This window comes from Streptomyces rapamycinicus NRRL 5491, assembly GCF_024298965.1.
GTDB lineage: Bacteria > Actinomycetota > Actinomycetes > Streptomycetales > Streptomycetaceae > Streptomyces > Streptomyces rapamycinicus.
In genome coordinates, this window is sequence record NZ_CP085193.1 from 1926630 (window position 1) to 1951390 (window position 24761).

The following is a 24761-nucleotide window of genomic DNA, read 5'->3' on the forward strand; positions in this document are numbered from 1 at the left end:
GGGCCCGTGCGGGGAACGCACGGGCCCGGCGCAGCACCGCATACCGTCGGCCAGCCGACTACTTGACGACGGCGGCCGCCTCCTTCGCGGCCTCGGCCGCCTTCGCGGACGCGCCCGCCTTCGCGGGCACCGGCGTGGCGTGCGGGGCGCAGGTCACGTCCTTGGCGTCCACCGTGCCCTTGAGCAGGTAGGCGTCCACCCGGTCGTTGACACACGGGTTCACCAGACCGGTGACCCCGTGCGAACCGGCGTCCTTCTCGGTCACCAGACGCGAGCCCTTGAGCCGCTTGTGCAGCTCCACCGCGCCCTCGTACGGGGTCGCGGCGTCACGGGTGCTCTGCACGATCAGCGTCTTGGGCAGCCCCTTGGCGGCCCCCACCTCCAGCGGGGTCCCCTGCTTGGCCCCCCAGGTGGCGCACGGCAGGTTCATCCAGGCGTTGGACCAGGTCAGGAAGGGGTAGTCGCGGTGGAGCCGGGTGTTGTCCCGGTCCCACTTCGCCCAGCTGGCCGGCCACTTGGCGTCGGCGCACTCGACGGCGGTGTAGACGGCGTTGCCGTTCTCCGAGGCGATGTTGCCCGCGGTGTCGGACATGTCCGGGCCCGCGGCCTCGACCAGCGCCTTCTCATCGCCGCCGAGGTAGTCGCTCCACACCTGGGCGACCGTGGCCCACGACGAGTCGTAGTACGGAGCGCTCTGGAAGAGCCCGAGCAGTTCGGCCGGGCCCACGACCCCGCCGATGGGGCTCTTCTTGGCGGCCGCGCGCAGCTTCTCCCACTGCTTCTGGACTGCTCCCGGGGTGTCGCCGATGTGGTAGGCGGCGTCGTTCTTCGCCACCCACGCCTTCCAGTCGTCCCAGCGCGTCTCGAAGGCGACGTCCTGGTCCAGGTTGGCCTGGTACCAGATCTTCTCCCGCGAGGGGTTGACCACGCTGTCCACGATCAGCCGGCGCACATGGGTCGGGAAGAGCGTCGCGTAGACCCCGCCGATGTACGTTCCGTAGGACACGCCCAGGTAGTTGAGCTTCTTGTCGCCGAGCGCGGCCCGGATGACGTCGATGTCCCGGGCGGTGTTGGGCGTCGTCATCTGCGGCAGCATCCAGCCGCTGCGCTCCTTGCACCCAGACGCGTACTCACGGGCCAGCTTGCGCTGAACGCGCTTGTCCGCCTCGCTGTCGGGCACCGGGTCCAGCTTCGGGGCCTTGACGTACTCCTGGGGATCCACGCACGAGATCGCCGTGGAGTGGCCCACCCCGCGCGGGTCGAAGCCGACGAAGTCGTACGCCTTCGACGCCTTCGTCCACAGCGGGTTCTTGGTGGTGACCCGGGTCGGGAAGCGCAGCCCGGAGCCGCCGGGCCCGCCCGGGTTGTAGATCAGCGAGCCCTGCCGCTCGGAGGCGGAGCCGGTGCTGGCGATCCGGTCCACGGCGAGCTTGATGGTGCGGCCGTTCGGCTTGGCGTAGTCGAGCGGCACGGTGACGTAGCCGCACTGGATGGGCTTGGCCAGCCCCCAGTCGGCCGGGCAGTCCGTCCAGTCGATGCCCTTCTTCGCGGCCTTGGCCGCGGCCACCGCCACACCACGGGCCTCGGCGGCCCCGCCGGGCGTCCGCTCAGAGGCCCCGGCCGTGGGGGCGGCCAGCGCACCGGTTATCAGCGCACCGGCGATCACACCGCCGGTCGCGCCGAAGAGTGCTGTGCGTCTCACTTAGTCATCCCCCTGCTTTGTTGCGCCGCCAGGAGCGGCGATGATCACAGAGTGTCAGGGGGATTCTTCTGTCTTGCTTACCGCCGAGTACAGGGCAAACCGCCGTTTCTTTATCAAGACGTGAACATCAGCCCACGGCCGCGACCGCCGCGTCGAGGGCCCGGCGGAGGTGCAGGGCGTCCGGGGCCACGGCGGTGGCGAGGGCGGCGGGGCCGGTCAGCGGCGTGAGGACGGCGGACTCGGCGAGGCGGCGGGACACGATGGGACGAGCGTCGTAGGCCGGGTCGACCACGAGCAGCTGGCCCACCGCCCGATGGCCGCCGAGGACCGCGCCGCCGTCCCAGCCGGGGGCGCCGGGGCCGTGCGCGAACTCCTGGTCGAGAAGCGGACGCCCGGCGCGGTGAACGGTGAGACGACTGGTCAGATGGCCCGGGGATTCGCCGGTACGGCCCAGGATCTGCTCCTCGCGGAGCACGAGGCGGGCGGTGGGCGCGAGTTCGACACGGGTGGTCATCAGCAGTTCGCTGCCGTGGGCGGAGATCAGGGGCTCGGGCAGCCAGTGCAGGGTCGCGCCGTCGGCGACGGTCAGCCGGATCTCGTAGTACGCCGGCCCGGCCGCCCGCCCCGGCAGGGCGATGGTGGCCGCGGCGGAACCGATGCGCAGCCGGGCACCCGGCCCGGCGGTCGCCTCCAGGGCGATCCGATCGCCGCCGAGGGGCGCGCTCATGGCCCCGACCACGGTGACACACGCCTCCCCGCCCACGCCCCGGGTCCGCCGCAACGCGAGCGGCCCGTCCCCGGCGAGCACGGGCAACGCGGTGCCCCCGCGCCCGTCCGCCTCGGCGACGAGACGGGCGGTGGCCCGTACGACCGGGCCGGAGATGCCCGTTGTCGGTGAGGTGCCCGCCGCACCCGAGGCAGCTGCCGCCGCACCCGAGACGCGTGTCGCGCCCGAGGCGCAAGTCGTAGCCGAGGTGCCCGCCGCACCCGAGGCAGCCGTCGTAGCCGAGGCAGCCGTCATAACCGAGGCGGCCGGGGCGCGCCGCGTGTCCGGGGCTTCCCGCTCCCGAGCGCTCCCCGGCATCCGCGGCGCGGGGTGTGGCGGTACGCCAGCCGGAGCGGCCGCCCGCGGTCGCTCCGGCCCGGGCGCGGCGTCCGGGGCGGGGGTCATGCCGGGGCCGCTGTCCAGGCGGCCAGGCGGGTTCGGACCCAGTCGGCGATGGGGCGGACGCCGTCCTCGGCGACCAGGGAGGTGAAGGCGACGGGCAGTTCACCGCGCTGGGCCTCGGCGTCGCGGGCCATGCGTGCCAGGTCCGAGCCGACATAGGGGGCCAGATCGGTCTTGTTGACCACGAGGAGGTCGGCGATGGTGATGCCGGGGCCGCCCTTGCGGGGGATGTCGTCGCCGCTGGAGACGTCGATGACGAAGATCTGCACATCGACGAGGCCCTTGGAGAAGGTGGCGGTGAGGTTGTCGCCACCGGACTCGACCAGGATCAGATCGAGCGGGCCCACGGTCTCCTCGAGCTCCTCGACCGCCTCCAGATTGGCGGAGATGTCGTCGCGGATCGCGGTGTGCGGGCACGCGCCGGTCTCCACCGCGGTGATCCGCTCGGGCGGCAGCACGGCCTCGCGCAGCAGGTACTCGGCGTCCTCGCGGGTGTAGATGTCATTGGTGACGACGGCGAGGGAGAGCTGGTCGCGCAGCGCCCGGCACAGCGCGGCGACGGTCGCGGTCTTGCCCGAACCCACCGGCCCGCCGAGGCCGATGCGCAGCGCCCGGCGGGTGCCGTCGGCGCGGTGGGGGCCGGAGGCGCCGTAGGTGTGGCGCGGGGGGTAGGTGTCCGCGTGGTCGAGGTGCATGAACGGCTCCGATGTTCCAACAGGCGGGGGCGAGGGCGGGGCGGGCCCGGTTACGAGGCGAAGAGGCGTACGGACCAGGTGGCGTGGTGTTCGGCGGCGATGTCGAGCAGTGGCGCGGAGGCGGCGGGCAGCGCGCCCGCGCCCTCGTCGAGGGCCCGCCGCGCCGTCTCGGCGGCCCGCGCCACGACCTGGTCCAGCTCGGGGGCGAGGCGGGCGAGGACGGCGGTGGCCTCGAAGGGGTCGAGGCTCAACAGCCGTACGGCGGCGGTCGCGGGCCCGCTCACCGCCTCGTACCCGGCGGCGTACGCGGCGTCCGGCGGCCCCAGCGCGGCGGCGCGCGCAGTGAGTCCGAGCACCACGGGCTGATGCGCGCCGCGCGGCCGGGCGGCGGCCAGGCCGTCCAGCTCGGGCGAGGGCCAGGTGGCTCGGGCGGCGCGCATCAGCTGGCGCCCGAGCCGCCGGGCGGTGGCCCGCAGCGCGGAGCTGGGCGTACGGGCGTCCGCCGCGTCGTCCAGCACGAGCGGATCGAGCCCGGCGGCGGCCGCGGCGGCGAGCCCCGCCGCGGTGAGCCCAGCGGTGTGCAACCGGCCCCGGCAGAACGCCTCCAGGGAGGCCGCGTCATGGATCCGACCCGCCGCGACGGCGGCCTCGGCACCCCCGGAATGCGCATGGCCTCCGGCGGGAAACCGCCCATCGGCAAGCACGAGCAACGCACCGATCCCACCGGCCCCCCGTCCCACGGCCCCCGCCGCACGCCCCACGACGACGCCCTCCGCACCCGAACGGGCCCGATCCGGCCCGCCCGGTGGCGGGACACCGGGGATCCAGGGGACCGCAGCGGCGACCTCACCGGGGGCGCCGTCCCCCCGGACCCCGCCGGAAGGCGTCTCCGCCGCCACCGAACCGGCCCGATCCGGCCCACCCGATGACGCCCCACCCGAGGCCCGGGGGACGGGAGCGGCGCCCCCACCCAGCCCCCAGGAGCCAGGAGCGACACCCCCACCAGGGACCTCGCCCGCGGGCGACCGCTGAAGGGCCCGATCCGGCCCGCCCGGTGGCGGGGCACCGGGGGTCCAGGGGGCGGAGTCCCCTGGTTGTGGGGAGGGGCGGGGTGGGGAAAGGTCCCGCGGCAGGCGACCCGCGGCAGGACCGCGGGCGTCCCGGGGAGTGGGCGGGGTCTCGTTCGTGGGCATGACGGGTCCGGTCCGGTCAGAAGAGGAAGTACCGCTGGGCCATGGGAAGTTCCGTCGCCGGGGCCGGTTCGACGGGTTCGCCGTCGATCGTCACGGTGAACGTATCGGGGTCGACCTCGACCCGCGGCAGGGCGTCGTTCTCCCGCATGTCCGCCTTGGTGACCCCCCGCGTGCCGCGGATCGGGGCGAACCGCTTGTGGAGGTCCAGCCGGTCCGCCAGGCCGTCGTCCAGGGCGGCCTGGGTCACGAAGTTGACCGAGCCCCTGGCCGCCGCGCGGCCGAGCGCGCCGAACATGGGGCGCGGCAGGACCGGCTGCGGGGTCGGGATGGAGGCGTTGGCGTCGCCCATCTGCGCATACGCGATCTGGCCGCCCTTGATCACCAGCTGTGGTTTGACACCGAAGAAGGCGGGCTCCCAGAGCACCAGGTCGGCCAGCTTTCCGGGCTCCACCGAGCCGATCTCCCCGTCGAGGCCCTGGGCCACCGCCGGGTTGATGGTGTATTTGGCGACATAGCGACGCGCCCGGTGGTTGTCGGCGCGGCCGTCCCCGGCCAACGCCCCGCGCCGTCGCTTCATCACATGCGCGGTCTGCCAGGTGCGCAGCACCACCTCGCCGATCCGCCCCATGGCCTGGGAGTCGGAGGAGATGATCGAGATCGCGCCGAGGTCGTGCAGCACGTCCTCGGCGGCGATGGTGCTGGGCCGGATGCGGGACTCGGCGAAGGCGAGGTCTTCGGGGACGGCCGGGTTGAGGTGGTGGCAGACCATCAGCATGTCGAGGTGTTCCTCGACGGTGTTGACGGTGTGCGGGCGGGTCGGATTGGTGGAGCTGGGGAGCACGTTCGGCTGGGAGACCACGGTGATGATGTCGGGCGCGTGCCCGCCGCCCGCGCCCTCGGTGTGATACGCGTGGAGGGTGCGCCCGGCGATCGCGGCGAGGGTGTCGCCGACGAAGCCCGCCTCGTTGAGGGTGTCGGTGTGGATGGCGAGCTGGGCGCCGCTCTCCTCGCAGACGCCGAGGCAGGCGTCGATGGCGGCGGGGGTCGCCCCCCAGTCCTCATGGATCTTGAATCCGAGTGCTCCGCCGCGCAGTTGGGACCACATCGCCTCGCGGGAGACGGTGTTGCCCTTGCCGAGCAGGCCGATGTTGACCGAATACCCCTCCAGCGCCTCGAACATCCGGGCGAGGTGCCAGGGTCCGGGGGTGATGGTGGTGGCCGTGGTGCCCTCGGCCGGTCCCGTGCCGCCACCGACCAGGGTGGTGATCCCGGAGCAGAGCGCCTGGTCGACGAGGGTCGGGGAGATGAAGTGGACATGGGCGTCGATGGCGCCCGCGGTGAGGATCCTGCCGTTGCCCGCGATGACCTCGGTCTCGGGCCCGATGACGAGGTCGGGGTGGACGCCGTCCATGGTGTCGGGGTTCCCGGCCTTGCCGATTCCGGCGATACGGCCGTCACGCAGGCCGATATCCGCCTTGACGACGCCCCAGTGGTCGAGCACGACGGCCCCGGTGATCACGGTGTCGGGGGCGCCCTCGGCGCGGGTGGCGCGGGACTGGCCCATGGATTCGCGGATCACCTTGCCGCCGCCGAAGACCGCCTCGTCCCCGGCCCGGCCGGGCCCGCCGCCGCGGTCCTCCTCGATCTCGATGAAGAGGTCGGTGTCGGCGAGCCGGATGCGGTCCCCGGTGGTGGGGCCGAAGAGGTCGGCGTACGCGGCGCGGTTCAGCTCAGCGGTCATCGAGCCCTCCTCCCGTCTCCCCGCGCAGCCCCGGCACGATCCGCTCCCCCGCGATCGGGATCAGGTCGACCTCGACGGGGATGCCGGGTTCGAAGCGCACGGCGGTGCCGGCGGCGATGTTCAGCCGCTTGCCGCGGGCGGCGGCGCGGTCGAAGTCGAGGCCGGGGTTGACCTCGGCGAAGTGATAGTGGGAGGCGACCTGGACGGGCCGGTCGGCGGCGTTGAGCACGGTGAGACGGGTGACCGGCCGCCCCTCGTTGAGGAGCACCGGCTCATCGGCGTAAAGGATCTCTCCGGGGACCATGGAAGCGCCCCCGTCAGGCTATCGGCTGGTGGACGGTGACCAGCTTGGTGCCGTCGGGGAAGGTGGCCTCGACCTGCACGTCCTGGAGCATCTCGGGTACGCCCTCCATGACCTCGTCGCGGGTGAGCACCCGGCGGCCGGAGGCCATCAGCTCGGCGACGCCGCGGCCGTCGCGGGCGCCCTCCAGGATGTGGGCGGTGATCAGCGCCGTCGCCTCGGGGTGGTTGAGGAGCACGCCCCGGGCCCGTCGTTTCTCGGCCACGTCGGCGGCCACATGGATGAGCAGACGCTCCTGCTCATGTGGGGTCAAGTGCACGCTTACCACCTCATTCTCGCGCCCATTCCGCAAAAGCCCCGACCCGGTGGAAACCACCCGCTCCATGCGGTCCGGGGCGACTTGCGTCCGGCCTTCGCAGGCTAGTTCCGCGGCATTTCGTCGGCGTTAACTGAGCCATTGACCGAGCAACCCTGATCAATTCGATCGATGCTGGTCAAGACGGTCTTATGAGCCACCGTCACGTCTTCGCACCCCCCCTCGGCCACCGCCCGGCATCCGCTCGGCGGACCCGTACGTCCGGCTATCGCACTTGACGGCCCCACCGCATAGCCCCGATTCTCATCACCGCAACACCATGATTCACCTGCTCCGCTCCAACCCCCCACATCACAACGGAGCCCAACTGTGAAGCGAATAGCGTCAATTCGCCGCGGAAGCCTCGCGGCGGCAACCGGTGCCGCGCTCGCCGCGGCCCTGCTGAGCGGCGCCTCCGGCGCCGAGGCCACCGTCAACACCAAGGCCGCCGCCCCCGACGTGGACGTCGCGGCCGTCAAGGCCGATCTGGGCGAGCTGCAGTCCATCGCGGACGCCAACGGCGGCAACCGCGCCCATGGCGAGCCCGGCTACCAGAAGTCCCTGGACTTCATCAAGGGCAAGCTGGACGAGGCCGGATTCACCACCTCCGTCCAGGAGTTCACCTCCGGCGGCAAGAAGGGCTACAACCTCATCGCCGACTGGAAGGGCGGCGCCGACGACAAGGTCGTGATGGCCGGTTCCCATCTCGACTCGGTCGAGGCCGGCCCCGGCATCAACGACAACGGTTCCGGCTCGGCCGCGATCCTCGAGGTAGCGCTGGCCGTGGCCAAGGCCGACCTCCAGCCCGCCAAGCACCTGCGGTTCGCCTGGTGGGGCGACGAGGAGGACGGCATGGTCGGGTCGACGCACTACGTCGACAGCCTGGCGGCCGACGAGCAGTCGAAGATCGACTCCTACCTCAACTTCGACATGCTCGGCTCTCCCAACCCGGGCTACTTCGTCTATGACGACGACCCGGAGCTGGAGAAGGTCTTCAAGGACTGGTACGCGGCGAAGGACATCACGACCGAGAAGGAGACCGAGGGCGACGGCCGCTCGGACCACGCCCCGTTCAAGGACGCGGGCGTGCGGGTCGGCGGTCTGTTCACCGGCGCCGAGGCCACCATGAGCCAGGAGCAGGCCGACCAGTGGGGCGGCAAGGCGGGCGAGGCGTTCGACCCGTGCTACCACTCCGCATGCGACAAGACGTCGAACATCGACGACAAGGCGCTGGACCTGAACACCGACGCCATCGCCAACGCGATCTGGACGCTCAGCTCCTGATCAGCACCCCCGCACCGGACCGGCGCTGAGCCGGTCCGGTGCGGTCACGTCCGTCACTCCTCGCGGCCCGGACGCCGATCCCCGGCGTCCGGGCCGCTGTGTTCCGCCGCGATGCCGAAGCGCCGCCGTTCGCCCGGAGCGGACGAGGTGGGGCGCATCGACGACACGGTGCTGATCACCTGTTCCTCCCCGCCCGTCTCGATCTCCTCGAGTCGCCGCAGGTCCGCGGCGGACACCAGGGCGACAAGCGGCTTCCCGTGGCGCGTGACGACCACCCTCTCGCCGCCGTACACCACGCGGTTGATCAGCTCCGCGAGCTCTGCACGGGCTTGCGTCACCGGAATCTCGTAAGCCATGCTCCCATCATATCTGGATGTACATCCTGTACATTTTTTACGGAGCCAACGACACCGCGAACGACGACGCCGAGAGGTGACGCGATGGAACGACCGACCGCGCGCTATGTCCTGCCCGAGTTCACCGAGCGCACCAGCTCGGGGACGCACACCATGGACCCGTACTCCAAGCTGCTCTCCGAGCGCATCGTCTTCCTCGGCACCCCGATCGACGACACCGCGGCCAACGATGTGATCGCGCAGCTGATCCATCTGGAGCACGCCGCGCCCGACCAGGACATCTCGCTCTACATCAACTCGCCCGGCGGCTCGTTCGGGGCGATGACGGCGGTCTACGACACCATGCACTTCGTCTCCTGCGACATCGAGACGGTCTGCCTGGGCCAGGCCGCCTCGGCGGCCGCCGTACTGCTGGCCGCCGGCACCCCGGGCAAGCGCCTGGCCCTGCCGGGCGCGCGGATCCTCATCCACCAGGCCGCGTTCAGCGAACCGGTCGAGGGCACCACCTCGGATCTGCAGATCCAGGCCAATGAGCTGCGGCGCACCCAGCAGCTGCTCGAGGAGATGCTGGTGCGGCACACCGGTCGGAGCGCCGAGCGGATCCGGGCCGACATCGACCGCGACAAGATCTTCGACGCCGCGGGCGCGAGGGACTACGGACTGGTGGACGAGGTCACCCAGAGCCGTAAGCGGCCGGGCCCGCCGCCGCGGACGAGGTGAGCGCGATGCTGCCACCGGAGCTGCCCCCGCTGCCCGCGCTCACCCGCGCGGAGGGAAACGTGATCGACGGCTATCTGGAGGTGGTCGATCTGCTGGGCCGGATCAATCCGGCGCGCGGCCGTGACACCTACGGCAGTCTGCGGGCCGCCCAGGCGCTGGTGGGGAAGGCCACCGCGCTGCGGGACGCGCTGACGCTGATGCATGAGCGCGGGGAGAGCGAACTCCACACCGCGACCCTGGCCCGGGCGCTGCGGGTGCTGGACGGTGAGCGGCGCGCGGAGCGCGTCACGCTGCCCCCGGCGCTGCGGGCCTGATGGCCGCGCTCGTCAGGGGCGCGGGGCGGCCGGACCCGTCGCCCGAACGGCGGAGCGGGATTCCGGCGCTCCGGGCGGGACCGGCTTGCGTCCAGCGGCCGCCCCGGGTCCGTGCCACCGCCCGCCCCACCACGCCGTAGCACGGCCGTTCGGGCAGGTCATCGCCGTGGGACGGAGCGGTCTCCACCACCCGAACGGCCCCCAGTGACCACCGTCACACCGCACCCTCTCGGGTCGGTCCCGGCGCCGTGCCTGCGTGACCATCCCTGGAGACGACAGGACCCCGTCACCACACCGGGGCGGGGTCGGCTCACGAAGGGTTCCGTGTGATGTCTGCGCACATACGTATCCCCAGGATGTTCTCCCGAGCGAGCGCCGTCTCCGCCCTCACCGTCGCCGCCGTGGGCGGCACCGTGGCGACGCCGGGCTGTCCACCGGAGGCCGAGGCCGCGACCGTCGCCGCCAAGGCGCTGCGGATCGCGGCCGCCAAGAAGGGCGCACCGTACAAGTACGGCGCGGCGGGTCCGAAGCGCTTCGACTGCTCCGGGCTGACGCAGTACGCCTACAAGCGGGCCGGAAAGCGGCTGCCGCGCACCGCGGCCGCCCAGTACAACCGGACCCGCCATATCAAGGCCACCTCCCGCAAGGGCGGTGACCTGGTGTTCTTCCACTCCGGCAGCGGGGTGTACCACGTCGGGGTGTACGCGGGCGGCGGCCGCCTCTGGCACGCCCCCAAGACCGGCGAGGTGGTGCGGCTGGAGCGGATCTGGACCAAGAAGGTCTGGTACGGACATGTGCGCTGACCCGCCGTAGCCGTCAGTGGCCGTGGGTAGGTTGACGGGGCCGGGACACCGCCGTGGACCGGCCCCGTCGATCACCGGAGGCTTCGCATGGCGTATCTGAACCCGGTCCGGCACATCACCTTCGACGCCCGTGATCCCCACGCCCTCGCGCGGTTCTGGTCCCGGCTGACCGGCTACCCCCTGGAGGACTCCGATCCGGACGGCGAATGGGCGCTGATCAGCCCGGGGCAACCCGGGGTGCCGGGGCTGCTGTTCCTGCGGGTCCCGGACGCCAAGACCGTCAAGAACCGCGTGCACCTGGACATCCAGCCGCCGTCGGGCACCCGGGACGCCGAGGTGGAGCGGCTGACCGGGCTCGGCGCGCGCGTGGTGGACGACCGGCGCACGGAGGACGGGCTGGGGTGGGTGGTGCTGTCCGACATCGAGGGCAATGAGTTCTGCGTGGAGCGCGGCGCCGTCGAGCGCGGTGTGGTGCCGGCATGAGCGAGCCCTTCCAGGCGGACCGGACCTACGACCAGGTGTATCTGCTCTTCGTCGACACCTCCGGGTATTCGACGATCGTCCGCTCGAACCCCAGGGACCGCGCCGCCCACGCCTTCGATCTGCTGCGCGAGCGAATGCGCGCGCGGATCGAGCAGTTCTCGGCCCAGCACCGCTGTGCCCGCGGCGACTTATGGAGCTGGCGCGGCGACGGCGGCTTCTTCGCGGTCCACGACGACCGCGAGAGCGTGGCCCGCGATGTCGCGCTGGAGGCGGCCCGCACCTTCCTCACCCTCGATCTGCGCCATCTGCGGGACGAGTTCGCCCAGGCGGGGGTGGACGGCGAACTGCATGTGCGGATGGCGCTGCACAAGGGGGCGATACGGCACACCGGCGAGGGCCGGACCGGCACCATCCACTCCCCCGACATCAATCTGGCCGCGCATCTGGAGAAGGCCACTCCGCCGGACTGCCTGGCGGTCTCGGAAGATGTGTACCGCACCGCGGGGCCGTACGCGGAGCTGTTCGCCCATGTGGGAAGCCATGAGGGCAAGGACGTCTATCTGATGGCGGGCGACGGCGGCCCGGACGGGGCGGCCAAGGCCTGGCTGGCGGGCCGTGGGCTGGCGGACGGCTCCCCGGTGCACGCGTATCCGGAGCGGCCGAGCCCGCAGGAGAAGGCGCGGCTGCTGGACGCGGCGGCCGAGGAGGTCCTGGACATGGGGACGGCGCTGCGCACCACCTCCGGCCGGCTGGTCACCACCGAGCGCCCGGCCCGCTTCCGCGACTCGGTCCTCGGGCTGCTGCGCCGGGGCGGCACGTACCACTGCTATCTGCTGGACCCGTCCTCGGACGCGGCGGCCACGCTCTCCCGCCAGTACCAGGAGGACATGACGCGGAAGATCAAGGATTCGCTGGAGCGGTTCGGCCGTTTCAAGGAGCGCTACGGGGCGGAGGCCGACGGCCTGCGGGTCTATCAGACGGAGGAGTTTCCCGGCTTCTCGGCGCTGACCATCGATATGCGCGGCCCGAGCGGGCTGATCCTGTACTCCTCGTATCTGATGGGCACGAGCCGGTACGGGGTGATCGAGCGCGGCGACATGCCGCACTATCTGATCGGCCCGGCCGCCGGGCGGGTCCACACCCGGATCCGCCAGCTGGCCGAGGCGCGGGTCTCGGAGGGGCGGGCCCATCGCGTGCTGTGAGCGGTTCGGGCGGATCGGGGCGGTCCGGCCGGGCTCAGCGAACGGGGACGGGGGGGGGGCGGGGACGGGGCGGAGGCGGTCCATCCGCTCAGCGGACCGGGACGATCCACGGCAGGGCGATCCAGACGGTCTTGCCGCCGTCGGCGGTCGGGGTGACGAACACCTCGCCGCCCGACTCCGCGGCCAGACAGCGGACGATCACCATTCCGCGCCCGCTGTCCTGCTGGGTGGCCAGCGGCAGCCACCTGGGCCACTTCGGATGGCTGTCGGTGACCCCGATCTCCAGCCGCTGCTCGCGGTCGAGCCGCAGGTCCACGGTGAAGGTGGGCGACTGGCCCACGGTGTGCTCCACGGCGTTGGTGGCGAGCTCGGAGACGATCAGCCGCACGGTGTCGGCGGCCTCCGCACCCGCCCCGAGCCCCCATTCGGCGAGCACGTCCGTGACATAGGCGCGTGCCGCGGGAACCGACGCCGGTGCGCTCGGCAGAGTGACGGATGCTTCCTGATGGTCTGCCATGACGGCCTGTCCCTTTCCGGCCGGGGCGCGGCTGCGGACGCGTTTCGAGGGGGTACTGCGAAGCCGGTGGTCGTGGGCTGCCCCGACGGCTCTACGCGTCAGACTGCCACCAATGGCCCGTCCAACGGGGGCGATCCACCGAGTTATGCATATATCTGTCGCCCAAAGCGGTGAACTCTGCTACGGAAGACCGGATTTGGAAGGCACACTGGGCCACTGGTGCGACACGCGCTGCGGGTGACGCGCCAAAAGGAAGGCGGGAGGGAGAACTGATGCGATACGGCCCGGCGGTGCGTCGCCGAAAGCTCGGTGCGGAACTGCGCCGCCAGCGCGATCTGGCCGGGCTCACCAGCGGTGAGGTCGCCAACCAGCTGGGCTGGCACCAGTCGAAGGTGAGCCGGATCGAGACCGGGCGGAGCGGCGCCAAGCCCTCGGATGTGGCACGGCTGCTGGAGGTCTACCAGGTCGCCGACCCTGAGCTGCGCGCCCTGCTGGAGGCGCTGTGCCGTGGGGGCGCCTCGGATCCGGAGGGGTCGCGGCGCGGCTGGTGGTACGCGTACCGCGATCTGCTGCCGCCCGCCTACCGGGATTTCATCAGCCTGGAGGCGGAGGCGTCGGACGCTTACACCCTGGAGACCACGGTGGTGCCGGGCCTGCTGCAGACCCCGGACTACGCCCGGGCGGTGACCCTCGCGGCGCTCCCGGATCTGCCGGGGCCGCAGGTGGACTCGCTGGTGGAGGTGCGGATCGCGCGCCAGTCGGTGCTGCACGGGGAGCGGCCGCTGCGGCTGCACGCGGTGCTCGACGAGGCGGCGCTGCGGCGCGAGGTGGGCGGGCCCGGAGTGATGACGGCGCAATTGCGCCATCTGGCCGAACTCTGCGCATTGCCTCAGGTGCAGCTACAGGTGCTGCCTTTCTCTATCGGAATGCCCATTGGTATGACAGGTCCTTTCATTATTTTCTCTTTTCCGCACATTAGTGACCTGGACGTCGTAGTTCTCGACCACTTGACGAGTAGCCTCTATCTGGAGCGGAAAGAAGACCTCCGGGCGTACAGCGCCGCGTTCGAAGTACTGCGCGCTCACGCCCTGACACCTGAGGAATCGTTGTCCTTCATCAACAAAATCGGGGGCGGCGCCTGAGGGGGCACCATGTCCAAAATGTCCGCCAACTCCGTCGACTGGCTGCGCAGCAGCTACAGCGTCGGAATGAACAACTGCGTCGAGACGGCCCTGCTGGGGCCCGACCGGCTCGGCGTGCGCGATTCGAAGAACACGGCGGGCCCCGTCCTGCTGTTCACCCCGTCGACCTGGGTCTCCTTCCTCGACGGAATCAAGGGCGACGGCCCCGGCTCCGGCACCTACCGCTCGACCGGAACCGGAAGCTGATCCGTCAGTGAAGTACCTCTTCCGCTGGTGAGCTGATCCGCTCACCCTCCCGTCAGTGAGCCATCAGGCGGTCGGCGCGGTCCTCACGATCACGTCGACCGCCCCCTCGACCTGCTCCTCCGTCAGATCCCCGCGCGAGGTCAGCCGCAGCCGGGAGACGCCGTCCGGGACGGACGGCGGGCGGAAGCACCCCACCATCAGCCCGGCCGCGCGGCAGTCCGCGGCCCAGCGCACCGCCTCCTCCGGCGACGGGGCCCGCACCGAAACCACCGACGCGTCCGGCCGCACCGCGGCCAGCCCGGCGGCGGTCAGCCGCCCGTACAGCCCCATGGCGACCGTACGGACGCGGGCGGCGCGCTCCGGCTCCCGCCGCAGCAGCCGCAGGCTCGCCAGGGCGGCGCCCACGGCCGCCGGGTTGAGCCCGGTGTCGAAGATGAACGTCCGTGCGGAGTTCACCAGATGGTCGATGACCCGGGCGGGCCCCAGCACCGCCCCGCCCTGGCTGCCCAGCGACTTGGAGAGGGTGGCCGTGACCACCACGTCCGGCGCGCCCGCGAGCCCGGCCTCGTGCACCGCGCCGCGCCCGCCCTCGCCGAGCACCCCCAGGCCGTGCGCCTCGTCCACCACCAGCGCCGCGCCGTACGGCCGGGCGGCACCGGCGAGGGCGGCCAGCGGGGCGGCGTCGCCGTCGACGGAGAAGACCGCGTCGCTGACGACGAGGGCCCGCCGCCGCGCCTCCCCCGCCTCTCCCGCGTCCGCTTCGGCCCCCTCGGCCGCGTCCAGCGCCTTGCGCACGGCGTCCGGGTCGGCGTGCGGGACGACGGCGATCTCGGCGCGGGAGAGCCGGCAGCCGTCGATGAGCGAGGCGTGGTTGTCCGCGTCGGAGACGACCAGGGCGTCCCGGCCGCTCAGCGCGGAGACGGCGGCCAGATTGGCCGCGTAGCCGGAGGAGAACACCAGGGCCGCCTCGAATCCGCAGAACTCGGCGAGTTCCCGCTCCAGCGTGGTGTGCAGCTCGGTGGAGCCGGTGACCAGGCGCGAACCGGTCGACCCCGCGCCCCAGCGGTGCGCCGCCACGGCCGCGGCGGCCGTCACCTCCGGGTGCCGGGCCAGCCCCAGATAGTCATTGCTCGCCAGGTCGAGCAGCGGGGAGTCGGCGGGGCGGGGGCTGAGCCGTCGCACCAGCCCCGCCCGGTCGCGCCGCTCCCGCTGTGCGTCGATCCATGCGAACGCGTCGTGGCGGTCCTGGGGCATCGGCTGCCTCGCCTTCCGTGGCCTCGTCTCGGGCACCGACTGTCGGGTCCGGATAGAACGTAGCCTCGTCCATGCCCGGTCATGGTGTGGCAATACACACACCCCGATCAGCGCGTCTTGTACGGTCTCTCCTTGGCCGCGGGCGGTGGGGTAGGAAAGGATCGTCGCCATGGACCTGCTGAACACGCTGGTGGAGAAGGGGCTGCGGCGCGAGACGCCCACCCGCGAAGAGGCGCTCGCCGTCCTGGCGACCTCCGATGACGAACTGCTCGATGTGGTGGCCGCGGCGGGCAAGGTGCGCCGCGCCTGGTTCGGGCGGCGGGTGAAGCTCAATTATCTGGTGAACCTCAAGTCGGGGCTGTGCCCCGAGGACTGTTCGTACTGCTCGCAGCGGCTGGGCTCGAAGTCGGAGATCCTCAAGTACACCTGGCTCAAGCCGGAGCAGGCGGCCGCCGCGGCGGGCGCCGGGGTCGCGGGCGGCGCCAAGCGGGTGTGCCTGGTCGCCAGCGGGCGCGGCCCGACCGACCGCGATGTGGACCGGGTCTCCCAGACCATCGCCGCCATCAAGGACGAGCACCAGGACGTCGAGATCTGCGCCTGTCTGGGGCTGCTGTCCGACGGCCAGGCGGAGCGGCTGAAGGACGCGGGGGCGAACGCGTACAACCACAACCTCAACACCTCCGAGGCGACGTACGGCGACATCACCACCACCCACACCTACGCCGACCGGGTCTCGACCGTGCAGCAGGCCCAGGCGGCGGGGATGTCCGCCTGCTCCGGGCTGATCGCGGGCATGGGCGAGTCCGATGCGGACCTGGTGGACGTGGTCTTCTCGCTGCGCGAGCTGGACCCGGACTCGGTGCCGGTCAACTTCCTCATCCCGATCGAGGGCACTCCGCTGGCCGGGGACTGGAACCTCACCCCGCAGCGGTGCTTGCGGATCCTGGCCATGGTGCGGTTCGTCTGCCCGGACGTCGAGGTGCGGCTGGCGGGCGGCCGCGAGATCCATCTGCGGACGCTCCAGCCGCTGGCCCTGAACCTGGCGAACTCGATCTTCCTCGGCGACTATCTGACCACCGAGGGCCAGGCGGGCAAGGACGATCTGGCGATGATCGCCGACGCGGGCTTCGAGGTGGAGGGCACCGACACCACGACGCTGCCCGCGCACCGCGCGGACGCGGCTGCCGCCGCCGGTTCCGGCTGCGGCGGTCACGGCGCGGAGGGCGGCGGCTGCGGCCCGTGCGGTGACGCGGCGCCCGCCGACGAGGCATCCGCCGACGCCGCGCCCGCCGATGCCGTACCGGCCCGGGCGGCGGCCGGTGCGACGGTGGCCGCCCCGGCGGGCACGCGGGGGTCCCACGCCGACCTGGTCGCGGTGCGCCGCCGCGGCGCGGGCACGGATCTGCCGCCCAATGCCTGAGCCGCTGACCCCGGCCGAGCTGCGGGAGCTGGACCGGCAGCACGTCTGGCATCCGTACGGCCCGATGCCCGGCCGCCAGGACCCGCTGGTCGTGGAGTCGGCGGCCGGGGTCAGGCTGCGGCTGGCCGAGCCGGTGGAGGGCGTCCGCGAGCTGGTGGACGGTATGTCGTCGTGGTGGTCCGCCATCCACGGCTACAACCACCCCGCGCTCAACGACGCCGCGCGCGGTCAGCTGGACCGGATGAGCCATGTGATGTTCGGCGGGCTCACCCATGAGCCCGCCGTCCGGCTGGCCACCCGGCTGGTGGAGATCACGCCCGAGCCGCTCCAGCACGTCTTCCTCGCCGACTCCGGTTCGGTGTCGGTCGAGGTGGCGGTGAAGATGTGCCTCCAGTACTGGCGCTCCCTCGGCCGCCCCGCCAAGCGGCGGCTGCTGACCTGGCGCGGCGGTTACCACGGCGACACCTGGCAGCCGATGGCGGTGTGCGACCCGGAGGGCGGTATGCACCGGCTGTGGTCCGGGGTGCTGCCCGAGCAGATCTTCGCGGACGCGCCGCCGCCCGGCTTCGACGCGGACCCCGACCCGGCGTACCAGCGCCACGTCCGTGAGCTGGTGGCCCGGCACGCCCATGAGCTGGCCGCGGTGATCGTGGAGCCGGTGGTGCAGGGCGCGGGCGGGATGCGCTTCCACTCCCCCGCGCTGCTGCGGATGCTGCGCGAGGCGTGCGACGAGCACGATGTGCTGCTGGTGTTCGACGAGATCGCCACGGGCTTCGGCCGCTCGGGCACGCTCTTCGCGGCCGGGCACGCGGGGGTGTGCCCCGATGTGATGTGTCTGGGCAAGGCGCTGACCGGGGGTTATCTGACCCTCGCCGCCACCTTGTGCACCCCGCGGGTGGCGGAGGGCATCTCGCGCGGCGAAGTGCCTGTGCTCGCCCACGGCCCGACCTTCATGGGCAATCCGCTGGCCACCGCCGTCGCCTGCGCCTCGATCGACCTGCTGCTCTCCTACGACTGGCGGCAGGAGGTCAAGCGGATCGAGACCGGACTGCGGGACGGTCTCGCGGAGGCCGCCGCCGTGCCGGGCGTCCGGGACGTACGGGTGCTCGGCGCGATCGGCGTCGTCCAGCTGGACCGTCCGATGGACGACGCGGCGATGGCGGCGGCGACGCGGGCCGCGGTGCGCGAGGGCGTATGGCTGCGCCCGTTCCGCGATCTGCTGTACACCATGCCGCCGTACATCACCGGCGACCACGATCTGGCCCGGATCTGCGCGGCGGTCCGGGCGGCCGCCGCCGCGGCCGTCTGACCCGCCCGTCCCGCTCGCGGTCGGCTCTCCCCGGGGAGAAGGAGACCGGCCGCAGCCCGGGGCGCGCGAGGGCAGTCCGGGGCACGCCCCGGGAGCACGAACGAAAGCGAAAGGCAACGGAAGCAAAGATGACAGTCCTGGTCGTCACCGGTACGGGCACCGAGATCGGAAAGACCGTCAGCACGGCGGCCGTCGCCGCCGCGGCGCTCGCGCAGGGCCGCTCGGTGGCGGTGCTCAAGCCCGCCCAGACCGGTGTCGCGGAGGGCGAGCCGGGTGACGCCGCGGAGGTGGCCCGCCTCGCCGGGCGGGTGACCCTGCTCGAACTCGCCCGCTACCCCGAGCCGCTGGCCCCCGCCACCGCCGCCCGCCGCGCCGGACGGCCTCCGGTGCGGCCGCACGAGGTGGCCGAGGCGGCCGAGAAGCTGGCCACCGAGCACGATCTGGTGCTGGTCGAGGGCGCGGGCGGGCTGCTCGTACGGTTCGACGAGACAGGGGCGACGCTCGCCGACGCGGCCCGGCTGCTCGGCGCGCCCGTCCTCGTCGTCGCCCACGCGGGCCTCGGCACGCTCAACGCGACCACCCTGACCACCGAGGCGCTGCGCGCCCGCGGGCTGGAGTGCCCCGGCGTCGTCATCGGCAGCTGGCCCGCCGCCGCGGATCTCGCCTCCCGCTGCAATGTGGCCGATCTGCCGGAGTCCTCCGGCGTCCCGCTGCTGGGCGCCGTCCCGCAGGGCGCCCCCGCCCTGCCGCCCGCCGAATTCCGCGCCCAGGCCCCCGATTGGCTGGCGCCCCGGCTGGACGGCACCTGGGACCCGGCGCGGCTGGCCGCGTAGCGACACCCCCCGCCTGGGCAGAATCCCGGTACCGGGCATCGTCCATCCCTGGGACACCCGGACAAATCGTCCGCACCTGGGACAAGGGGGAGCTCCCATGCCCGTATGCCGTCGCACACCCCCGCGTGACGCCGTCCACCATCCGCTCTTCGCCCGCTGCTACGCCAGGCTGAGCCCACTGGCCGACGAGCGGGCCGGGCTGGGTGAGCTGCGCGGCGAACTGCTGGCCGGGCTCTCCGGCCGGGTCATCGAGATCGGCGCGGGCAACGGGCTGAACTTCCCGCACTACCCCGAGACCGTCTCCGAGGTCGTCGCCATCGAGCCCGAGCGCCATCTGCGGCGGCTGGCCACCCGGGCGGGGCTGCGCGCCGGGGTGCCGGTGGACGTGGTGCCGGGCGTCGCCGAGGCGCTGCCGGTCAAGAGCGAGGGGTTCGACGCGGCGGTGGCCTGTCTGGTGCTGTGTTCGGTACGCGATGTGCGGCGCGCGCTCGCCGAGCTGCTGCGGGTCCTGCGGCCCGGCGGTGAGCTGCGCTTCCTCGAGCACGGCCGCGCCGAGGGGCGGGTCCTGGCGACGACCCAGTGGGCACTGGACCGCACGGTGTGGCCGCTGATGTTCGGCGGCTGCCATACGGCGCGCGAGGCGCGGTCGGAGATCGCGGCCGCCGGCTTCGAGCCGCTCGGCCACCGCCGGCTGCGCATCCCCGACCGGGGCCCGACGCTGCCGACGTCCCCGTGCGTGCTCGGCGCCGCCCGCCGCCCGTCGGCGCCCTCCGGCCCCTGATCGCCTTCCGGGTCGGCGTTCGCGTTCCCGTACACCCGCGTCCGCAGGCGCGCGAACCGGCGGCCGGGTCCCTACCATCGAGGGCACGACGTTCCGATACGGGGAGGCATCATGTCCACACCGGCGGCAACGAAGACGGACGGGTTCGCGGACGGCGGCGCCCGTGCGGCGGCCCGGGCCCGGTCCCTGACCAAGGCGTACGGCAGCGGCGAGACGGCCGTGCTCGCGCTGGACGCGGTGGACGTGGAGATCGAACGGGGCAGGTTCACCGCGGTGATGGGCCCGTCCGGCTCCGGGAAGTCCACCCTGATGCACTGTCTGGCGGGTCTCGACACGGTCTCGTCGGGCCGGGCCTGGCTGGGCGACACCGAGATCACCGGCCTGGGCGACAAGGAGCTGACCCAGCTCCGCCGCGACCGGATCGGCTTTATGTTCCAGTCGTTCAATCTGCTGCCCACGCTCAACGCGGCCGAGAACATCACCCTGCCCATGGACATCGCGGGCCACAAACCCGACCAGGAGTGGGTGGACCGGGTCATCGACACCCTCGGGCTGCGGGACCGGCTGCGGCACCGGCCCGCCCAGCTGTCCGGCGGGCAGCAGCAGCGGGTGGCGTGCGCGCGGGCGCTCGCCTCCCGCCCCGAGCTGATCTTCGCGGACGAGCCCACCGGCAACCTGGACTCACGGTCGGGCCTCGAGGTGCTGCGCTTCCTTCGGGAGGCCGTGGACGAACTGGGCCAGACGGTCGTCATGGTCACCCACGACCCGACCGCCGCCGCCCACTCCGATCTGGTGCTCTTCCTCGCCGACGGCCGGATCGTGGACCGGATGGAACGGCCCACGGCCGAGGCGGTGCTGGAGCGGATGCACATCTTCGCGGCCGCCGCCGCGCCGCCCGGGGCCGCCCCGGACCCCGATCCGCTGAACTGAGCGCCGGGCCCCGGCCCGGTGCCCGATCGGCGCGGCCGCCTAATGAGGGCGAGCCGCCCCGAACGGAGCCGATCTCGGATACGTTCGCGGTATCCGCGATCAAGGAGGGCTCATGGCAAGGCCGTTCCGTTTCGGAGTCAATCTGCTCACCCTTGAATCGGCCGAGGCATGGCGGGCCAAGTGCCGCCACGCCGAGCAGCTCGGCTATGACGTGCTGCTGGCCCCCGACCACCTCGGCAACCCCGCCCCGTTCCCGGCACTGGCCACCGCCGCCGAGGCGACCGAGCGCCCCCGGCTGGGCACCTTCGTGCTCAACGCCGGCTTCTGGAACCCCGCGCTGCTCGCCCGGGAGGTGGCCACCTGCGACGCGCTCACCGACGGCCGGCTGGAGCTCGGTCTGGGCGCCGGCTATGTCAAGGCCGAGCACGACAGCGCCGGGCTGCCGTTCGGTTCGCCACGGGAGCGGGTCGACCATCTGGTGCACACCGTGGCCGAGTTGGAGCGGCTGCTGACCGATTCCGAGCACCGGCCGCGGTCCACCCAGTCCCCGCGCCCGCCGCTGCTGCTCGGCGGCAACGGCGACCGACTGCTGCGGCTGGCCGCGCGCCACGCGGACATCGCGGCCTTCACCGGCGCAGTGCAGCCCGCTGGCAAGCCCCAGGGCACCCTGCAGCTGATCAGCCCCGAGGCGCTGGAGGGCCGGATCGCCACCTTCCGCCGCTTCGCCGCCGAGGCGGGGAGGACCAAGGGGGCCGATGAGAACGATGACACCATCGAGCTGAACTACCTCATCCAGATGGTCGGCCCCACCGACGACCGGCGCGCCAAGGCGCGCGAGCTGGGCCCGTACGCACCGGACCTCACCGTGGACCAGCTGCTGGCGCACCCGGCGCTGCTGCTGGGCGGCGCCAAGGAGATGGCGGAGCAGCTGCGGGCCCACCGCGAGCGGTTCGGCTTCTCGTACTTCAGCGTGCTGGAGCACAACATGGAGGCGTTCGCGCCAGTGATCGAGGAGCTGCGGGGCAGCTGACCCGGCGGAAATCCGTCGACGCCGCGGTCCGCCCGATGGTGGGATACGGGCATGAACGATCTCCGGATACGGACCGCGGCCCCCGCCGACCTCGACACCGTGCTCACCTTCTGGAAGGAGGCGGCGGAGGGCACCAGCATCAGCGACGACCGGGACGGGGTGGCCCGGCTGCTCGACCGCGACCCGGAGTCGCTGCTGCTGGCCGAGCGGGACGGTGAGCTCGCCGGGACCGTGATCGCCGGTTTCGACGGCTGGCGCTGCCATCTGTACCGGCTGGCCGTCCACCCCGGGCACCGCCGCCGCGGCGTGGCGACGGCCCTCCTGGCGGCGGCCGAGGAGCGGTTCGCGGCCCTGGGCGGACGGCGCGGCGACGCGATGGTGCTCAAGGAGAACGAGCTCGCCCACCACGCGTGGAGCGCGGCGGGCTATGCGCCGCAGCCGCAGTGGAGCCGCTGGGTCAAGCCGCTGCGCCCCTGACCCCGGCGGCCCGCCGCGCCCCGACCCCGGTGGCCGTCCCGGGCGCGGCGCCGCCGTGCGGTGCCTTTTAGCATGGGGGGTGCCTTTCAGCATGGGGACGGACGGAGGTGAACCGATGACCGAAGTCCTCCTCCTGGCCGTGGCGCTCCTCCTGGCGGTGGCCTGTGGCGCCTTCGTCGCGGCGGAGTTCTCGCTGACCACGGTCGAGCGCAGCGAGCTGGAGCTCGCGGCCGGGCGCCGGGAGCGCGGTGCGGCCGGGGCGCTGAAGGCCGTACGGAGCCTCACCTACCAGCTCTCCGGCGCGCAGCTGGGCATCACCGTGACCAACCTGGTCGTCGGCATGCTGGCCGAACCGTCCGTCGCGGCCCTGCTGGCCGGGCCGCTCACCGCGATCGGCGTACCCCAGTCGGCCGTCCCCTCGACCGCGCTGGTGCTCGGCACCTTCCTGTCGACCGTCGTGCTGATGGTCGTCGGCGAGCTGGTGCCCAAGAACTGGGCGATCTCCCGGCCGCTGCCGGTCGCCAAGGCCGTGGCCACCCCGCAGCGCGTCTTCAGCTCCGTCTTCCGCCCGCTGATCAGCCATCTCAACAACACCGCCAACCGCACCGTGCGCCGGATGGGCCTGGAGCCCGCCGAGGAGCTGGCCTCCGCGCGCGGTCCCCAGGAGCTGATCGCCCTCGCCCGGCACTCGGCCAAGGAGGGCGCGCTGGAGAAGGGCACCGCCGAACTGTTCGTCCGCACCCTCAACCTCGCCGGGCTCACCGCGGAGAACGTGATGACCCCGAGGGTGCGGGTGGTGGCGCTGGACGTACGGGCCACCGCCGAGGACGTGGCCAACGCGACCCGGGCCACCGGGCTGTCCCGCTTCCCCGTCTACCGGGGCAGCCTGGACACCGTCGCCGGGCTCGTCCACATCAAGGACGTGCTGGCGGTCCCAGCCGAGGAGCGGCCCCGCCGCCCGGTGTCGGAGGTGATGCGCGACGCGGTGTTCGTCCCGGAGCCGCTCACCGTGGACCGGCTGCTGGACCGGCTCTCGGCCCAGCGCAGCATGGCCGTGGTGATCGACGAGTACGGCGGTACGGCCGGGGTCGTCACCCTGGAGGACATCGTCGAGGAGGTGGTCGGCGAGGTCCGCGACGAGCACGATCCGCATGAGACCGCCCAGCTGATCCCGATGGGCCGGGACCCGGAGGGCCATACGCTGTACGACGCTGACGGCGCGGCCCGCGTCGACCAGCTGGAGCGCATCGGGCTGCGGGTGCCCCCGGGCCCGTACGAGACGCTGGCCGGGCTGATCGCCACCGAGCTGGGCCGGATCCCGGCCGTCGGCGACACCGTCGAGCCGGCGGGCTGGTCGGTGGAGGTGCGGAAGGTGACGAGCCACCGGGCGGCCCGGGTCCGGCTGCGGGCGCCGCTGCGCGGCGCCGGGGGCGACGGGACCGGCGGAGTGCGGGGGGCCGAGGGGGCGACGGGCCGATGACCGTTCTCCAGCTGCTGATCGGCCTGTTGACGCTGGTCCTCAACGCCTTCTTCGTGGGCGCGGAGTTCGCCCTGATCTCGGTGCGCCGCAGCCAGATCGAACCGCATGCCCAGCAGGGCGACCGGCGGGCCCGGGCCGTGCTGTGGGGCCTGGAGCACCTCTCCGCGCTGCTGGCCGCCGCCCAGCTCGGGATCACCCTGTGCACGCTGGTGCTGGGCGCCGTGGCGGAACCGGCCATCGCGCATCTGCTGGAGCCCTTCTTCCATGTGGTGGGTCTGCCGCTGGGTCTGGTGCACCCGATCTCGTTCGTGATCGCGCTGAGCCTGGCCACGTATCTGCACATGCTGTTCGGCGAGATGGTGCCGAAGAACGTGGCGTTGGCCGAGCCGGTGCGCACCGTGCTGGTGCTCGGCCCGCCCCTGGTCGCCCTCGCCCGCGCCCTGCGCCCGGTGATCTTCGGCGTGAACGCCCTGGCGAACGGGGTGCTGAAGCTGTTGCGCGTGGAGCCCAAGGGCGAGGTCTCGGCCACCTTCTCCGACGATGAGCTGGCCCGGATGGTCTCGGACTCGAGCGAGGCCGGGCTGCTGGACGACCGCGCCACCGAGCGGCTGCGGGACGCGCTGGAGCTGAGTCGGCGACGGGTGCGGGACGTGGTGCTGCCCATGCGCCGGGTGGTCAGGGCGCGGCTCGGGGTGACCCCCGATGAGCTGGAACGGCTGTCGGCGCGGACCGGCTTCTCACGGTTCCCGGTGGTGGACGCCTCCGGGCGGATCCTGGGCTATCTGCATGTGAAGGACGCGCTGGACGCACGGCCCCGGGATGTGCCGTTCCGCCCCGATCAGCTGCGCCCGATCCCCCGGGTGCGGTCCCTCACGCCGCTGGACGACGTGCTCACCGCGATGCGCGACAGCCGTACGCATCTCGCGGCGGTCATCGCCGCGGACGGACGGCTGGAGGGGCTGGTGACCATGGAGGACGTGCTGCGCGAACTGGTCGCCTGAGGGCTCCCGTCCGCCCGTGTCCGG

27 protein-coding genes are annotated in these 24761 nt (G+C 72.7%); 17 read left to right on the forward strand and 10 right to left on the reverse strand.

Annotated elements, in window-relative coordinates; all coding sequences use genetic code 11:
• Window positions 1-58: 58 nt before the first annotated feature.
• From LIV37_RS07875 to LIV37_RS07905, 7 genes are all read right to left on the reverse strand, one after another.
• Complete coding sequence (locus LIV37_RS07875; protein ID WP_020866571.1) at window positions 59-1702, reverse strand: alpha/beta hydrolase; 1644 nt, start codon at window positions 1700-1702, stop codon at window positions 59-61.
• 127 nt (window positions 1703-1829) lie between these two features.
• Window positions 1830-2723: an urease accessory protein UreD gene (locus LIV37_RS07880; RefSeq protein ID WP_121825708.1), complete on the reverse strand. Its 894-nt coding sequence runs from the start codon at window positions 2721-2723 to the stop codon at window positions 1830-1832.
• Between the two features lie 146 nt (window positions 2724-2869).
• The gene (ureG, locus tag LIV37_RS07885) at window positions 2870-3565 is read right to left on the reverse strand and encodes an urease accessory protein UreG (protein ID WP_254807093.1); all 696 of its coding nucleotides are present in this window, start codon (window positions 3563-3565) and stop codon (window positions 2870-2872) included.
• Window positions 3566-3615: 50 nt separating this feature from the next.
• The gene (locus LIV37_RS07890) at window positions 3616-4275 is read right to left on the reverse strand and encodes an urease accessory protein UreF (RefSeq protein ID WP_185057952.1); all 660 of its coding nucleotides are present in this window, start codon (window positions 4273-4275) and stop codon (window positions 3616-3618) included.
• Between the two features lie 499 nt (window positions 4276-4774).
• The gene (locus tag LIV37_RS07895; protein ID WP_254807094.1) at window positions 4775-6499 is read right to left on the reverse strand and encodes an urease subunit alpha; all 1725 of its coding nucleotides are present in this window, start codon (window positions 6497-6499) and stop codon (window positions 4775-4777) included.
• Window positions 6489-6803 (reverse strand): urease subunit beta, encoded by a 315-nt coding sequence (locus LIV37_RS07900; RefSeq protein ID WP_254807095.1) that lies wholly within the window; start codon window positions 6801-6803, stop codon window positions 6489-6491. Before LIV37_RS07900 ends, LIV37_RS07895 begins: the two co-directional genes overlap by 11 nt.
• 13 nt (window positions 6804-6816) lie before the next feature.
• On the reverse strand, window positions 6817-7119 hold the full coding sequence (locus LIV37_RS07905; protein ID WP_020866578.1) for an urease subunit gamma: 303 nt from the start codon (window positions 7117-7119) through the stop codon (window positions 6817-6819).
• Window positions 7120-7485: 366 nt separating this feature from the next.
• On the opposite strand from LIV37_RS07905, the gene LIV37_RS07910 reads away from it, so the two are divergent.
• Window positions 7486-8439: a M28 family metallopeptidase gene (locus LIV37_RS07910; protein WP_020866579.1), complete on the forward strand. Its 954-nt coding sequence runs from the start codon at window positions 7486-7488 to the stop codon at window positions 8437-8439.
• A 53-nt stretch (window positions 8440-8492) separates the two neighbouring features.
• On the opposite strand, the gene LIV37_RS07915 is transcribed toward LIV37_RS07910, so the two are convergent.
• Complete coding sequence (locus LIV37_RS07915; protein ID WP_020866580.1) at window positions 8493-8795, reverse strand: type II toxin-antitoxin system Phd/YefM family antitoxin; 303 nt, start codon at window positions 8793-8795, stop codon at window positions 8493-8495.
• An 84-nt stretch (window positions 8796-8879) separates the two neighbouring features.
• Here LIV37_RS07915 and LIV37_RS07920 point away from each other — a divergent pair, with 84 nt between their 5' ends.
• From LIV37_RS07920 to LIV37_RS07940, 5 genes are all read left to right on the forward strand, one after another.
• On the forward strand, window positions 8880-9515 hold the full coding sequence (locus LIV37_RS07920; protein WP_020866581.1) for an ATP-dependent Clp protease proteolytic subunit: 636 nt from the start codon (window positions 8880-8882) through the stop codon (window positions 9513-9515).
• 5 nt (window positions 9516-9520) lie between these two features.
• Entirely contained in the window at window positions 9521-9829 is a 309-nt protein-coding gene (locus tag LIV37_RS07925; protein WP_020866582.1) for a hypothetical protein, read from the forward strand.
• A 329-nt stretch (window positions 9830-10158) separates the two neighbouring features.
• Window positions 10159-10632: a C40 family peptidase gene (locus LIV37_RS07930; protein WP_121825707.1), complete on the forward strand. Its 474-nt coding sequence runs from the start codon at window positions 10159-10161 to the stop codon at window positions 10630-10632.
• A gap of 87 nt (window positions 10633-10719) precedes the next feature.
• Window positions 10720-11115 carry a VOC family protein gene (locus tag LIV37_RS07935; RefSeq protein WP_020866584.1) on the forward strand — a complete coding sequence of 132 codons (396 nt, stop codon included), beginning with the start codon at window positions 10720-10722 and terminating at the stop codon, window positions 11113-11115.
• Window positions 11112-12317 (forward strand): nucleotidyl cyclase domain-containing protein, encoded by a 1206-nt coding sequence (locus LIV37_RS07940; protein ID WP_020866585.1) that lies wholly within the window; start codon window positions 11112-11114, stop codon window positions 12315-12317. Before LIV37_RS07935 ends, LIV37_RS07940 begins: the two co-directional genes overlap by 4 nt.
• An 88-nt stretch (window positions 12318-12405) precedes the next feature.
• Here the strand turns inward: LIV37_RS07940 and LIV37_RS07945 are convergent, their stop codons facing one another.
• On the reverse strand, window positions 12406-12834 hold the full coding sequence (locus tag LIV37_RS07945; RefSeq protein WP_020866586.1) for an ATP-binding protein: 429 nt from the start codon (window positions 12832-12834) through the stop codon (window positions 12406-12408).
• A 272-nt stretch (window positions 12835-13106) separates the two neighbouring features.
• On the opposite strand from LIV37_RS07945, the gene LIV37_RS07950 reads away from it, so the two are divergent.
• Window positions 13107-13976, forward strand: coding sequence for a helix-turn-helix domain-containing protein (locus LIV37_RS07950; protein ID WP_020866587.1), 870 nt, complete (start codon window positions 13107-13109; stop codon window positions 13974-13976).
• An 18-nt stretch (window positions 13977-13994) separates the two neighbouring features.
• The gene (locus LIV37_RS07955) at window positions 13995-14222 is read left to right on the forward strand and encodes a DUF397 domain-containing protein (RefSeq protein ID WP_020866588.1); all 228 of its coding nucleotides are present in this window, start codon (window positions 13995-13997) and stop codon (window positions 14220-14222) included.
• Between the two features lie 63 nt (window positions 14223-14285).
• Here LIV37_RS07955 and LIV37_RS07960 read toward each other — a convergent pair whose 3' ends face one another.
• Complete coding sequence (locus LIV37_RS07960) at window positions 14286-15476, reverse strand: 8-amino-7-oxononanoate synthase (RefSeq protein WP_020866589.1); 1191 nt, start codon at window positions 15474-15476, stop codon at window positions 14286-14288.
• Between the two features lie 169 nt (window positions 15477-15645).
• On the opposite strand from LIV37_RS07960, the gene bioB reads away from it, so the two are divergent.
• From bioB to LIV37_RS08005, 9 genes are all read left to right on the forward strand, one after another.
• Entirely contained in the window at window positions 15646-16896 is a 1251-nt protein-coding gene (gene bioB, locus LIV37_RS07965; RefSeq protein ID WP_121825705.1) for a biotin synthase BioB, read from the forward strand.
• Window positions 16889-18205: an adenosylmethionine--8-amino-7-oxononanoate transaminase gene (locus LIV37_RS07970; RefSeq protein WP_020866590.1), complete on the forward strand. Its 1317-nt coding sequence runs from the start codon at window positions 16889-16891 to the stop codon at window positions 18203-18205. Before bioB ends, LIV37_RS07970 begins: the two co-directional genes overlap by 8 nt.
• A gap of 128 nt (window positions 18206-18333) precedes the next feature.
• Window positions 18334-19038, forward strand: coding sequence for a dethiobiotin synthase (gene bioD / locus LIV37_RS07975; RefSeq protein WP_020866591.1), 705 nt, complete (start codon window positions 18334-18336; stop codon window positions 19036-19038).
• A 97-nt stretch (window positions 19039-19135) separates the two neighbouring features.
• Window positions 19136-19819, forward strand: coding sequence for a class I SAM-dependent methyltransferase (locus tag LIV37_RS07980; protein WP_020866592.1), 684 nt, complete (start codon window positions 19136-19138; stop codon window positions 19817-19819).
• Window positions 19820-19930: 111 nt separating this feature from the next.
• Window positions 19931-20749, forward strand: coding sequence for an ABC transporter ATP-binding protein (locus tag LIV37_RS07985; RefSeq protein ID WP_020866593.1), 819 nt, complete (start codon window positions 19931-19933; stop codon window positions 20747-20749).
• Window positions 20750-20861: 112 nt separating this feature from the next.
• Window positions 20862-21779, forward strand: a complete 918-nt coding sequence (locus tag LIV37_RS07990; RefSeq protein ID WP_020866594.1) for an LLM class F420-dependent oxidoreductase — start codon at window positions 20862-20864, stop codon at window positions 21777-21779.
• Between the two features lie 51 nt (window positions 21780-21830).
• Window positions 21831-22256, forward strand: a complete 426-nt coding sequence (locus LIV37_RS07995; protein ID WP_020866595.1) for a GNAT family N-acetyltransferase — start codon at window positions 21831-21833, stop codon at window positions 22254-22256.
• A gap of 115 nt (window positions 22257-22371) precedes the next feature.
• Window positions 22372-23736 (forward strand): hemolysin family protein, encoded by a 1365-nt coding sequence (locus tag LIV37_RS08000; protein WP_020866596.1) that lies wholly within the window; start codon window positions 22372-22374, stop codon window positions 23734-23736.
• Window positions 23733-24737 (forward strand): hemolysin family protein, encoded by a 1005-nt coding sequence (locus tag LIV37_RS08005; RefSeq protein ID WP_020866597.1) that lies wholly within the window; start codon window positions 23733-23735, stop codon window positions 24735-24737. The genes LIV37_RS08000 and LIV37_RS08005 overlap by 4 nt, the downstream gene beginning before the upstream one ends.
• The last annotated feature ends 24 nt before the right edge of the window (window positions 24738-24761 follow it).